The sequence below is a fragment of the Pararhodobacter sp. genome, assembly GCF_034676075.1.
Classification (GTDB): domain Bacteria; phylum Pseudomonadota; class Alphaproteobacteria; order Rhodobacterales; family Rhodobacteraceae; genus Pararhodobacter.
On record NZ_JAUCCQ010000024.1, the window covers coordinates 12,459 to 24,735 of the forward strand.

The 12,277-nt window shown below is 66.6% G+C and carries 15 protein-coding genes; 5 read left to right on the forward strand and 10 right to left on the reverse strand.

The genetic code is table 11. The features are described 5' to 3' along the window. Positions 1-6 precede the first annotated feature (6 nt). The 6 genes from VDQ18_RS09570 to ccoN all read right to left on the reverse strand — a co-directional run bounded on the left by VDQ18_RS09570 (position 7) and on the right by ccoN (position 5,585). Positions 7-474 carry a FixH family protein gene (locus tag VDQ18_RS09570; protein WP_323020718.1) on the reverse strand — a complete coding sequence of 156 codons (468 nt, stop codon included), beginning with the start codon at positions 472-474 and terminating at the stop codon, positions 7-9. Then, on the reverse strand, positions 471-1,904 hold the full coding sequence (ccoG, locus tag VDQ18_RS09575) for a cytochrome c oxidase accessory protein CcoG (RefSeq protein ID WP_323020719.1): 1,434 nt from the start codon (positions 1,902-1,904) through the stop codon (positions 471-473). Before ccoG ends, VDQ18_RS09570 begins: the two co-directional genes overlap by 4 nt. Positions 1,905-2,141: 237 nt before the next feature. After that, positions 2,142-3,017 carry a cytochrome-c oxidase, cbb3-type subunit III gene (gene ccoP / locus VDQ18_RS09580; protein ID WP_323020720.1) on the reverse strand — a complete coding sequence of 292 codons (876 nt, stop codon included), beginning with the start codon at positions 3,015-3,017 and terminating at the stop codon, positions 2,142-2,144. Further along, positions 3,017-3,232 carry a cbb3-type cytochrome c oxidase subunit 3 gene (locus tag VDQ18_RS09585; RefSeq protein ID WP_323020721.1) on the reverse strand — a complete coding sequence of 72 codons (216 nt, stop codon included), beginning with the start codon at positions 3,230-3,232 and terminating at the stop codon, positions 3,017-3,019. Before VDQ18_RS09585 ends, ccoP begins: the two co-directional genes overlap by 1 nt. A 13-nt stretch (positions 3,233-3,245) precedes the next feature. Next, entirely contained in the window at positions 3,246-3,971 is a 726-nt protein-coding gene (ccoO, locus tag VDQ18_RS09590; RefSeq protein WP_107753334.1) for a cytochrome-c oxidase, cbb3-type subunit II, read from the reverse strand. A gap of 15 nt (positions 3,972-3,986) precedes the next feature. Further along, positions 3,987-5,585 (reverse strand): cytochrome-c oxidase, cbb3-type subunit I, encoded by a 1,599-nt coding sequence (gene ccoN, locus VDQ18_RS09595; RefSeq protein ID WP_107753336.1) that lies wholly within the window; start codon positions 5,583-5,585, stop codon positions 3,987-3,989. A 233-nt stretch (positions 5,586-5,818) separates the two neighbouring features. On the opposite strand from ccoN, the gene VDQ18_RS09600 reads away from it, so the two are divergent. Next, positions 5,819-6,658: a universal stress protein gene (locus VDQ18_RS09600; protein ID WP_323020722.1), complete on the forward strand. Its 840-nt coding sequence runs from the start codon at positions 5,819-5,821 to the stop codon at positions 6,656-6,658. Between the two features lie 231 nt (positions 6,659-6,889). Next, positions 6,890-7,423 carry a DUF2087 domain-containing protein gene (locus tag VDQ18_RS09605; RefSeq protein ID WP_323020723.1) on the forward strand — a complete coding sequence of 178 codons (534 nt, stop codon included), beginning with the start codon at positions 6,890-6,892 and terminating at the stop codon, positions 7,421-7,423. Here the strand turns inward: VDQ18_RS09605 and VDQ18_RS09610 are convergent. Beyond that, positions 7,413-7,928 carry an AAA family ATPase gene (locus VDQ18_RS09610; RefSeq protein WP_323020724.1) on the reverse strand — a complete coding sequence of 172 codons (516 nt, stop codon included), beginning with the start codon at positions 7,926-7,928 and terminating at the stop codon, positions 7,413-7,415. The two genes, VDQ18_RS09605 and VDQ18_RS09610, sit on opposite strands and share 11 nt — an antisense overlap. Positions 7,929-8,135: 207 nt before the next feature. Between VDQ18_RS09610 and VDQ18_RS09615 the strand changes: the two genes are divergently transcribed. Continuing rightward, the gene (locus VDQ18_RS09615) at positions 8,136-10,106 is read left to right on the forward strand and encodes a bifunctional 2',3'-cyclic-nucleotide 2'-phosphodiesterase/3'-nucleotidase (RefSeq protein WP_323020725.1); all 1,971 of its coding nucleotides are present in this window, start codon (positions 8,136-8,138) and stop codon (positions 10,104-10,106) included. Positions 10,107-10,193: 87 nt separating this feature from the next. Here the strand turns inward: VDQ18_RS09615 and VDQ18_RS09620 are convergent, their stop codons facing one another. Beyond that, on the reverse strand, positions 10,194-10,667 hold the full coding sequence (locus tag VDQ18_RS09620) for a hypothetical protein (RefSeq protein ID WP_323020726.1): 474 nt from the start codon (positions 10,665-10,667) through the stop codon (positions 10,194-10,196). A gap of 114 nt (positions 10,668-10,781) precedes the next feature. On the opposite strand from VDQ18_RS09620, the gene VDQ18_RS09625 reads away from it, so the two are divergent. Further along, positions 10,782-11,111, forward strand: a complete 330-nt coding sequence (locus tag VDQ18_RS09625; protein ID WP_323020727.1) for a TfoX/Sxy family protein — start codon at positions 10,782-10,784, stop codon at positions 11,109-11,111. 23 nt (positions 11,112-11,134) lie between these two features. Then, on the forward strand, positions 11,135-11,440 hold the full coding sequence (locus VDQ18_RS09630; RefSeq protein WP_323020728.1) for a TfoX/Sxy family protein: 306 nt from the start codon (positions 11,135-11,137) through the stop codon (positions 11,438-11,440). Here VDQ18_RS09630 and VDQ18_RS09635 read toward each other — a convergent pair whose 3' ends face one another. Beyond that, on the reverse strand, positions 11,441-11,590 hold the full coding sequence (locus VDQ18_RS09635; RefSeq protein ID WP_157958058.1) for a hypothetical protein: 150 nt from the start codon (positions 11,588-11,590) through the stop codon (positions 11,441-11,443). It lies immediately after the preceding gene. Positions 11,591-11,721: 131 nt separating this feature from the next. Next, positions 11,722-12,237 carry a hypothetical protein gene (locus VDQ18_RS09640; protein ID WP_323020729.1) on the reverse strand — a complete coding sequence of 172 codons (516 nt, stop codon included), beginning with the start codon at positions 12,235-12,237 and terminating at the stop codon, positions 11,722-11,724. Positions 12,238-12,277 lie beyond the last annotated feature (40 nt).

The window sequence follows — 12,277 nt, forward strand, 5'->3', positions numbered from 1 at the left end:
GCAGTCTCAGCGGTGATGGATCAGGCCGACGCGATAGGCGAATTCGGACCCGTCGGCGGCATGCGCGTCGATCCTCAGGTCCCAATTGCCGTCATCGGCGTCGACATCGGCGACGAAGGCCCCGCCCTCGAAGCGGAACTCGGGCACGGTATCCTCGCGCTCGGTGGTCGGCCGGCCGAGGATCGCCGAGATATCGGCGACCGGGGCCGGGCGGCCGTCGGCGTCGAGGATCCGCACCGTCAGCCGCCCGCCGGTCATGTCCGCCTCGGTCGTCCAGCCCAGCGCCCGCTGTTCACGCAGCCGGTCGTTGAAGCCCTGGCTGGCGACATAGGAGTTGCGCACCTCCAGCCCCGGGAACGTGTCGATCGCGAACCAGGCCATCACCAGATTGACGGCGATGATGACACTGAAGGCCGACACCGTGATCGTCAGGACCATGCGGCCGGTAAGGGGGCGTCCCTGGGTTTCGCTCATCGCTGTCCACTCCCGTTGAAGACGGTTTCGCCATAGATGCGGTCGGTCTCGCCGCTGACCGAGACCCACAGGCGCACCGGGGTCGTCGCGGCCGCCGCCGCAGGCGTCCCGGCCGAGGCCGTGAGATAGACGCGCTGGATCAGCTGCTCGTCCGGCCCCACGGTGACCAGTTGGCCCTGCACCCCCTCCATCGTCAAGGTGATCGAGGGGTTGTCGGCAACCGTCACATAGAACTGCCGCGCGTTCTCGTTCATGTTCCGCAGCCGGATGTCATAGGTGTTGCGGATCGAGCCGTTGGACAGCGTGACATAGGTCGGGTTGCGGATGGGCGAGATCGACATGTCGATATCGGTGCGCAGGAACAGCGCCACCAGCAGGCCCAGCCCGATCCCGGCCCAGAGCGTCGTGTAGACGATGGTCCGCGGGCGGAAGACGTGTTTCCAGATGGATTTCGGCGGGTTCCCGGCGCGTTCGCGGGTCTCGTCGGTCAGCGCCATATAGCCGATCAGCTCGCGCGGCTTGCCGATCCGGTCCATCACGTCATTGCAGGCGTCGATGCACAGGCCGCAGGTGATGCAGGCCAGCTGCTGACCATCGCGGATGTCGATCCCCATCGGGCAGACGTTGACGCAGGCCATGCAGTCGATGCAATCGCCATGCGCGTCCTCGGCCTCGCCCTTGCGCTGCTTGCCGCGCGGCTCGCCCCGCCATTCGCGGTAGGAGATGGTGATCGTGTCCTCGTCCATCATCGCCGCCTGGATCCGCGGCCAGGGGCAGCCGTAGATGCAGACCTGCTCGCGGAAGAAGCCGCCAAACAGGAAGGTGGTCGCGGTCAGGAAGGCGATGGTGCCATAGGCCACGGGATGCGCGTTGAAGGTCACCAGATCGCGCAGCAGCGTCGGCGCATCGGTGAAATAGAAGACCCAGGCGCCGCCGGTGGCGAGGCCGATCAGCAGCCACAGCAGCCATTTGGTGCCGTATTTGCGGATCTTCTCGAAGCCCCAGGGCTGACGGTAGAGGCGCAGGCGGGCGTTGCGGTCGCCCTCGACCCAGCGCTCGACCAGGATGTAGAGGTCGGTCCAGACGGTCTGCGGACAGGCATAACCGCACCAGACCCGGCCCAGCGCCGAGGTGAACAGGAACAGGCCGATGCCGGCCATGATCAGGAGGCCCGCGACGAAATAGAATTCGTGCGGCCAGATCTCGACCATGAAGAAGAAGAAGCGGCGGTTCGCCAGATCGACCAGAACCGCCTGATCCGACAGATCCGGCCCGCGGTCCCAGCGGATCCAGGGGGTGATGTAGTAGATACCCAGCATCAGCGCCATCAGCCACCATTTCAGGGTGCGGAAGCTCCCCTTCACGCGGCGGGGGAACACCGGCTCACGCTTGGCGTAGAGTTGCGGCTCGAAATTTTCTGAGGAACTCACGGAATCGCTTCCTTTGCTTGCTTGCGAAGGTCAATCGCACGGCGTCGCTGAGGTAACCTTGACCTGCATCAAAAACCCGAATTCTTGAGACGGGTTAAATGTGGCAAAGGCGCGCACCGGCGGGACGACCGGGCGCGCCTTGACCATGGAAAAGGCTGCACCGGCCCCGGGAAACGCGCGAACAGGACCGGTCCGGTGCAGCCACCGGGCCCATGAAGGGCCCGGGTTATCAAGATGTTACTGGCCACCGCCCAATTGGTGGACGTAGGCCGCGACAGCGCGGATCTGCGCTTCGGGCAGGCGGTCGGTGAAGCCCGGCATGATGCCGAAATGGGCGTTGTTGACCGTTGCCCGGATGTCGGCCTCGGTGCCGCCATAGAGCCAGATCGCGTTGTTCAGCGCAGGCGCACCGACCAGGGTATCGCCCGAACCGTCGTCCATGTGGCACGAGGCGCAATTGTCGAGGAACACCTGCTGCCCCGCCGCGGCCAGCGCGTTGTCATGCGCCTGGCCCGAGATGGCGAGGACATGGTTCACGACCTGGTCGATCTCTTCCGGGGTCAGCAACCCGTCACGCCCGAACGAGGGCATTTCCGAATAGCGGGCATCGGGGAAATCGGTGTTGCGGATCCCGTAGGTCACCGTCTGCACGATGTCCTCCATGGTGCCGCCCCACATCCATTCGTCGTCCAGCAGGTTCGGGAAGCCCGACCCCGGACGCAGGCCGTTGGCACCGGCGCCGTGGCATTGCGAACACTGGGCGCGGAACACCGCGGCCCCGGCGTTGACCGCGAAGCGCTCCAGCTCCGGGTTGGCGGTGATGGCGTTCAGATCGGTGCTCATCAGCTGGTCGTACCAGACCTGGTTGGCCTGATCGGCCGCGGCGATCTCGGCCGCGACATCGGCGCGCGAGGAATAGCCCAGCACGCCCGCGGTGGCGCCCCGGACCAGCGGCCAGGCCGGGAACAGGATCCAGTAGACCACCGCCCAGATGATCGTGGCGTAGAAGGTCCACAACCACCAGCGCGGCATCGGGTTGTCGAATTCCTCAATCCCGTCCCAGGAATGCCCGGTGGTCGGGCGATCATGGTTCTTCTTGTTCGGCGTGGCCATCAGCGTGCCCCCTGGCTCAGGCTGCGGGGGGCGTCGTCATAGGCCCCGCCCGCTGCCGGTCTGTCGTCGTTGCGAAAGATGCTGGTGGCTGCCTCGTCCTGCGCCCGGCGGCTGCCCGGGCGCCAGGCCCAGGCGATGATACCGACGAAGAAGAGCGTCATGAACAACAGATACCAGCTGTCCGCGAAGCTGCGGAGAAGGGAATAGGTTTCCATGCTTTTCCCTCCCTCAGCGGCTGGTTTCGGCGGTGAAGGTGCTGAAGTCCACGAGCGTGCCGATCATCTGCATATAGGCGATCAGCGCGTCCATTTCGGTCAGCTGTTCCTGGCCGTCGAAGTTGCGGACCTGGGCCGAGTGATACCGCTCCAGCAGCGCCCCGCTATCGCCGAAAGGATCGACCTGGGCGCGGAAGTCTTCCGGCGCGGTTTCGATCATCTCGTCGGTATAGGGCACGCCGACCAGACGGTAGGCCCGCATCAGATCCTGCACGTGTTCGGGCGTGATCGGCCGATCCAGCAGGAAGGCGTAGGGCGGCATCACCGATTCCGGCACCACGTCACGCGGGTTCACCAGGTGGGCCACGTGCCATTCGTCCGAATAGCGGCCGCCCAGACGCGCGAGGTCAGGCCCCGTGCGCTTCGAGCCCCACTGGAACGGGTGGTCGTACATCGACTCCGCCGCCAGCGAGTAATGGCCGTAGCGTTCGATCTCGTCGCGCATCGGGCGGACCATCTGGCTGTGGCAGACGTAGCAGCCCTCGCGGATGTAGATCTCGCGCCCGGTCAGCTCCAGCGGCGAGTAGGGGCGCATGCCCTCCACTTCCTCGATCGTGTTCTCCAGATAGAACAGGGGCACGATCTGCACGAGGCCGCCAATGGTCACCACCAGGAAGCTGAGGACCAGCAGCAGGGTGGCATGCGTTTCGATTTTCTTGTGGTGATCGAGAATACCCATCGTCACACCCTCCGCTTATTCAGCGGCGACCGCGGCGGAGGCGGCAGGCTTCGCTTCGCCCACCTTCCGCACGGTCATCCACAGGTTGTAGCACATGATCAGAGCACCGACGAGGAACATCAGACCACCCACGCCGCGCACCACGTACATCGGGAACTTGGCGGCAACGGTGTCGGCGAACGAGTTCACCAGGAAGCCCTGCGCGTCGACCTGACGCCACATCAGACCTTCCATGATCCCCGTCACCCACATCGAGGCGGCGTAGAGCACGATGCCGATCGTGGCGAGCCAGAAGTGCCAGCTGACCAGCGACAGCGAATAGAGGCGCTCACGCTTCCACAGCCGCGGAACCAGGTAATAGAGCATCCCGAAGGTGATCATCCCGTTCCAGCCCAGCGCGCCCGAGTGGACGTGACCGATGGTCCAGTCCGTGTAGTGCGAGAGCGAGTTGACGGCGCGGATCGACATCATCGGCCCCTCGAAGGTGGCCATGCCGTAAAAGCCCACGGCGACGACCATCATCCGGATCACCGGGTCGGTGCGCAGCTTGTCCCAGGCGCCCGAGAGCGTCATCAGACCGTTGATCATCCCGCCCCAGCTGGGCATCCACAGCATGATCGAGAAGGTCATGCCCAGCGTCTGCGCCCAGTCGGGCAGCGCGGTGTAATGCAGGTGGTGGGGACCGGCCCAGATGTACAGGAAGATCAGCGCCCAGAAGTGGATGATCGACAGCTTGTAGCTGTAGACCGGGCGCTCGGCCTGTTTCGGGATGAAGTAATACATCATCCCCAGGAAGCCCGCGGTCAGGAAGAAGCCCACGGCGTTATGGCCGTACCACCATTGCACCATGGCCGATTGCACGCCCGCCCAGACCGGGATCGAGGTCGACCCGAACAGCGACACCGGCACGGCGAGGTTGTTGACGACGTGCAGCATGGCGATGGTGACGATGAAGGACAGGTAGAACCAGTTCGCCACATAGATATGGGGCTCCCGGCGCTTGATCAGCGTGCCCATGTAGATCAGCAGGAAGACGACCCAGACGATGGTCAGCCACAGGTCGGCCAGCCATTCGGGTTCGGCGTATTCCTGGCTCTGGGTCGAGCCCAGCACATAGCCGGTCGCGGCCAGCAGGATGAACACCTGATAGCCCCAGAAGACGAACCAGCCGAGGCCGCCGCCAAAGAGCCGCGCCGCCGTCGTGCGCTGCACGACGTAGAAGGCCGAGGCGATCAGCGCGTTGCCGCCGAAGGCGAAGATCACCGCCGAGGTGTGCAGCGGGCGCAGACGGCCGAAGTTGCCATAGCCTTGCAGGAACTCGAAGTTCAGCGTCGGAAACGCCAGCTGAAAGGCAATGACGACGCCGACCAGAAAGCCGACGACACCCCAGAAAGCGGTGGCGATCACGCCGTAGCGCACCACGCCATCGAAATATTCGTTTTGATTGTGAACCGCTTCCCCCATATGGCGAATCTGCCAGAGGAAGGCGATCGCCGCGGCCCCCATGAAAATCATCATGTGGACCAGGTAGGCGAGGTCACGCGCTTGACTTGCGGCGTACGCGGCGAGAACCGCGACGGCGGCAAGCAAGATCAGCTTGACGTAATCCCACATTTGTTTGCGTCCCTTCGTTTTTTCGTTGGCGTTTCCCCCGAGGGTCCGGGGGGACTCGGGGCCTGTTTCGCCACCGTCCTTATCCAGCGCCTAGGGCTGCGAAACCTTGATTCAGGTCAAGTCCTGGCCCCCGGGGTAAATTGACGCATATCAAGGTAATGACTACGTCCTCGGCTCACTATCGCGGTGTCAGGCATATGTCCCGTGACACACACGCCTAAGGAGATCGCTCTATGGCCTACAAGTCAATTCTTACCTTTGTCGCAAGCGAGTCCGAACTCTCGGCCACGCTGCCGGCGGCAATGGAAATCGCCGCGAAGAACGATGCGCATCTCACGGCCACGCTGATGGGCGTCGACATGACCCCGGCGGGCGGATTCTACATGGGCGCCTCGCCGATCATGCTGCAGGAGACGCTGGAACGCGCCCAGCAGGACGCCGAGGCGCTGGAGGGCCAGGCGCGGCGGATGCTGGACGGGAATGTGCTGCGCTGGGGCGTCGATTCGGCCGTGGCGCAATTCGGCGGCCTGCCCTCGCTGGTCGGGCTCAGGGCGCGGTTCTGCGATCTGGTGGTGCAGACCGGCCCCTATGCCGAGGGCGCGGGCGCCACGCAGGAGGCGGTAATCGAGGCCGCGCTCTTCGAGGGGCAGGCGCCGGTGCTGGTGCTGCCGCAGGGCAAGCTGGTCAAGGATTTCGGCCGCTCGGTGATGATCGCCTGGAACCAGTCGAACGAGGCCCTCTCGGCCGTGCGCCGGGCGCTGCCGCTGCTGCAGGCGGCCGATTCGGTGCAGGTGGTGGTGGTCGACCCGCCGGTGCACAGCCCCGAACGCTCGGACCCGGGCGGCATGCTGACGCAGATGCTGGCGCGTCACGGGGTGCGGGCCGAGGTCTCGGTCCTGGCCAAGACCCTGCCGCGCGTCTCGGACGTGCTGATGCGGCACATGGAGGATATCGACGCCTCGGTGCTGGTGATGGGCGCCTATGGCCATTCGCGGCTGCGCGAGGCGATCCTGGGCGGCGCCACCCGCAACGTGCTGGAGAATGCCAAGCGGGCGGTGTTCCTCGCCCATTGACGGCCGGGCTCCCTGTAGGATGCCCCGTAGGATGGGCAATATTGCCCATCCTACCGCTTGCCGCGCCTGAAGGGCCGGTCTATCCTCGGACCCGGTCGGCAGTTCCCAAGGCGTCGCTGTCCCGCATGGGAAGCTAAACCTGCCTCACACCCTTCCACGACAGGCCCCTCGGCGCCGCATGTCGTAAGTCAGCGACCCCGACCCCGCCCGCGGCGCAGCCCCGAGGACTCCATGTCGCGCGACCTGATCCCCCTGACCACGCCGGACGTTTCCGGCTTCGCCCGCTCGCTGTCCAAGCAGCTGACCGGGCGCGAGGCCCCGCCCTCGCATCTGGAACTCCTGAACATGCTGGCCCGTGCCGCGGGCTTCCGCAATCACCAGCACCTGCGCGCGGCCGAGGCCGCCCGCGCCCGGCTGGACAGCCCCCTGCCCGCCCTCGAAGCCGTCGATTTCCGGCAGGTCGAGCGGGCTCTGGGCTGTTTTGACGCAGACGGTGTGCTGACCCGCTGGCCCGCCCGGCGCCAGTTGCAGATCCTCTGCCTCTGGGCGCTCTGGGCACGGCTGCCTGCGGGGCCGCGGCTGGACGAGCCACAGATCAACCGGCTGCTTGACGCGCTCCACGCCTTCGGCGACCGCGCCCTGATCCGGCGGGACATGGTCGGTCTGGACCTGCTCAGACGCGGCGACGACGGCCGCGATTACCAGCGGGTCGAGCGCAGGCCCCCGCCCGAGGCCCGCGCGCTCATCGCCCGTCTCAGCCGCTGAGGCCGGGCGCGAGCCGGGCGGCGATCCGCACCGCCGCCTCCTCGGCCGACAGGGCGGCGGTGTCGAGCCTCAGATCCGCCTCCGGCCAGGGGTGGTAATCCCGCGCCTCGACCGCCGCCCAATCGGCCGCCACGAACCCCGGCAGGTCGTCGTGCCGTGCCTCCAGCCGCTGGCGATGCAGGGCCCGGTCTGCGCAGAGCACCTCGACCCCCAGGAACCGCGCGCCCGCCTCGTCGGCGGCGGCGCGGAACAGCGCCCGGGTCAGCGCCCAGGGGTTCACGCAATCGCAGATCACATCGCTGCCCGCCGCCAGATTGGTCACCGCCAGTGCGCAAGCGATGGCATAGCTTTCGCCGCCGATCTCGGCGCCGGGGCGGCTGCGCAGCATCGCCGCCTCGATGGCGTCGATGCGCAGGAAGCCCGCGCCGGTCCTGAGGGCCAGCGCCCGGGCGATGCTGGTCTTTCCGACCCCCGGCAATCCGGCCAAGGCGATCAATGTCGGCATGCCTGCCTCCTGTCTTTGTCCCTCATCCGCCCCGCGCGGCGCCTTGTCATGCGCCTGTCACCTCCGGCGACGATGAATCGCGCGGCACCGGGGCGGGAAGCAGCCGGTCACAATTGGACCCCCTGGTCAAATTCCTTGCCGCCTTCCCGCCCCGGGTTCACCATGACCCATTCGCCACCAGAGCGACTCACCCAGGGAGATCTTTCCATGACCCGCCGCCTGACGCGCCGCGCCTTCCTCGCGTCCTCGACCGCCGCCACCGGCCTGGTGCTGCTGCACCCGTTCTCTGCCCGCGCCCAGTCCGGTCAGGCGCATCTGCGCATCCTGACCACGACCGACCTGCATTGCCACGCGCAGGCCTATGATTATTACGGCGACCGCCCCAACGACACGCTGGGCCTGTCGCGCACCGCCTCGATCATCGAGGAAATCCGCGCCGAGGCGACGAATACCCTGCTGGTCGACAACGGCGATTACTTCCAGGGCAACCCGATGGGCGACTGGATGGCCTATGAACATGGCATGAACGAGGGCGATATCCACCCAATCATCGCCGCCATGAACACGCTGGGCTATGATTGCGGCACGCTGGGCAACCACGAATTCAACTACGGTGTCGAGTTCATGGACCGGGTGAACGCGGGCGCCAACTTCCCCGTCGTCAGCGCCAATTTCGGCGCCTCGCTGGGCGCCACGCCGACCGAGGACAGCCTGCACCTGCCGCCCTATGTCATCCTCGACCGCATGGTCCGCGACGGCGACGGCACCGAAATGCCGATCCGGGTCGGCATCATCGGCTTCCTGCCGCCGCAGATCCTGCAATGGGACCGCGCGCATCTGGAAGGCGCCTACAACGTCCGCGGCATCGTCGAGGCGGCCGAGGCCTGGGTGCCGAAGATGAAGGAAGAAGGCGCCGACATCATCATCGCGCTGTCGCATTCCGGCATCTCGGCCTCGGACTACGAGCCGATGATGGAGAACGCCTCGCTCTACCTCGCGGGCGTGGACGGCATCGACGCGGTGGTCACCGGCCACCAGCACCTGGTCTTCCCGGGCTCGAACCACGAGGGCGAGGGGATCGACGCCACCGCCGGCACGCTGATGGGCAAGCCCGCGGTCATGGCCGGGTTCTGGGGTTCGCATCTGGGGATCATCGACCTGATGCTGGCCCGCGACGGCAACGGCTGGACGGTGGCCAATGCCGAAAGCTCGGTCCGTCCGATCTCGCAACGCAACGAAGACCGCTCGATCACCGCACTGGTCGGCGATTACGCGCCGGTGGTCGAGGCGACCGCCGTCGCCCATGCCTCGACCCTCGAATACGTCCGGGCCGAGGTCGGTCAGACCGAAGTCCCGCTCTATTCCTATTTCGCGCTGGTGGCCGATGACCCCTCGGTCCAGATCGTGTCCGACGCGCAGAAATGGTACGTCACCGACATCCTGCGCGGCACCGAACACGAGGGGCTGCCGGTCCTCTCGGCCGCGGCGCCCTTCAAGGCCGGTGGCCGGGGCGGCGCCGAGTATTACACCGATGTCCCCGCCGGTCCGGTGGCGATCAAGAACGTGGCCGACCTCTATCTCTATCCGAACACGCTGATGGCGGTGCGGATCACCGGCGCGCAGGTCCGCGAATGGCTGGAGCGCTCGGCGGGCATGTTCAACCAGATCACCGCCGGCCAGGCCGATCAGGTGCTGCTGAACCCCGATTTCCCGTCCTACAATTTCGACGTGATCGACGGCGTGACCTATCAGATCGACCTGACCCAGCCGTCGCGCTATGACAATGACGGCAACGTGGTCGCCCCCGATGCCCACCGCATCGTCGATCTGCAGTTCAACGGCGCACCGATCGACGAGGCCGCGGAATTCATCGTCGCCACCAACAATTACCGCGCCGGTGGCGGCGGGCATTTCCCGGGTGCCGATGGCTCGACCATCATCTTCCGCGCGCCGGACACCAACCGCGACATCATCGTGCGCTACATCGTGCAGAACGGCACGATCTCGCCCGCCGCGGATGGCAATTGGGGCTTCGCGCCCTCGCCGGGCACCACGGTCCTGTTCGAGACGGGACCGGCGGCCGAGCAATATCTGGGCGAAGTCCGCGCGCGCGGCGTACTGATGGAGGCTGCGGGTCCGGGCGAGAACGGCTTCGCGCTCTACCGCATCGCGCTCTGAGCCTGCGCCGGAATGTCGAAGGGGCCGCGTAACCCGCGGCCCCTTCTTCCTTTCCCACCCAAACCAGGCCCCACCTGCCCGGAAGCGTCAGATCATCGCGGCATAGCGCCCGTCGAGTTCGGCACTGCTGGGCGTCCCGGTCGGGATCGTGTCGCCGCGCGATTCGATTTCGGTCGCGATGGCCGAGACGGCATCGAGGGTCATCCCCACCGCGGTGGTATCCCCCATGTCCAGCTGCTGCGTCGCCATGTCGGACCAGGTGGTGTAGATCTGCTGCAGCTGGTTTTCGTCATAGCCCGCCAGCTCTTCCATCCAGGCCGCCCAGATCTCGTCCGTGGCCGCCAGACGCTGGCGCTCGGTCGCGCCGCCCCCGCCCAGCATCACCACCGAAGCACCGACCAAGGAGGCGTTGATCTCCGCCCCCAGCGCGTTGCTGCCCGAACGGATCGCCGCCGCGCTGGCAAGGCCCAGCCCGACCACCGCCGCCGCCAGCACGGTCCAGTCCACCGTCACGGCGCCGGTATCTTCCGTCATCCAACGTGAGAGGAAGGGGAATTTCATGATAGGCTCCGATGAACGAATATCTGTTAAGCTTGATCTGCGCTGAAGATGGCCTGATTGGGGCAAAGGTTCGGCACAATCCTGGATTGAGCGAAAAAGGGGGATCGAGCGGCAATGGCTTACGACGAGGGCATGGCCCAACTGCTGCGCGAATCCCTGTCCGAGGCGCCGGATTACAGCGAGAGGAAGATGTTCGGCGGGCTGTGTTTCATGCTGTCGGGCAACATGGTCTGCGGCGTGCACCGGCGCGGCGGCATGTTCCGAGTCGGCGCCGCGCAGGTCGAGGCGGCGCTGGAAGTCCCCGGCACCCGGCCCATGGATTTCACCGGCCGCCCGATGACCGGCTTTGTCGAGATCGGCTATGACGAGCTGGGCGATGACGATATCCGCGCGGCGCTGGTGGCCATGGCGCGGCGCCATGTCGCCGCCCTGCCGCCCAAGTGAGCCGGGCTGCGGATCCGGCCCTGATGGCCGCGCTGAGGGACGACCTGGCTGCCGAGGCAGGGATCACCGAGCGGCGGATGTTCGGCGCGCACATGCTGCTGAAGGACGGGCACCTGCTGGCAGGCGTCTCGGCCCGGGGGCAGGCGCTGTTCCGGGTCGGCCCCGAGGGGGTCGCCACGGCGCTGGCGCTGCCGGGCGTGGAACCGGCGATCATGGGGGCGCGGGTGATGAAGGGCTTCGTCGCGCTCGATGCGGCGGCCGGGACCGGGCCGCGTCGGTCGCTTCTGGCTCAGGCGCTGGCCGTCGTGGCCAGCCTGCCGCCCCCTTGATCAGCGGACGACGCCGCCCGCCGCCCCGCCGGAAAAGCTGCCGGGCCCGTGGCTGCCCGCGCGGTCCGAACCGTAAAGATAGCCGCCGCTCCAGGGATGGGCGGGCTGCTGGCGGGTTGCTTCGGCCTGATGGGTGCTGGTCTGACGCATGATACTCTCCTCCTACTGATCGGTGGGGCCTGGGGCCGGACACCGGATCCTCCCAACAGGAAACCCCGCAAGCGTGTCAAAGCTGCGGGGTCAAAGGGGAAAGATTGTGGCAGATCAGCGCGTTATCGCTATCACGAGCGGCGCATCGCATCCCCCAGCGACGACACCGGCCGGGTCAGGCCGCGCCGGTCGATCTCGCGCTGGGTGAGGAAGAGCGCGTCCTGGGTATAGGCCGCCATCACGTTGCGCCCGTTCAGCTCCCGCTGGGTGACGCGCAGGAAATCCAGCAATTCGGCATCGCTGAACCGGGTGATCCCGCGGCGGAAATTGTCGTATTGCGCCTGATCATAGGCCAGCAATTCGGCCGGCATCGTCGGATCGTCGAAGCCCAGCCGCGCCGCCGACCAGCCCAGTGCCGCCGAATACCAGCGGCCCGGTGCCTCGGGCGGGACCATCAGCGCGCCGAAACCCGCGGCGCCGAGGCACAGCGCCACCGCGCCCGCCATCGCCCAGCGCCCGGCCAGGGCCTTCACCCCACCCGCCCAGCGCGTCAACCGGGAGCCCGGCTCGGGCTGCCGCGCTACCGGCGCCACCGCAATGGGAGCCGAGGCCACAACATCGTCGTAATGCTTGTCCCAATCGAACATCTGCCGCGTCCCGATCGTGTCTCCGTTCAGGAAACAATCT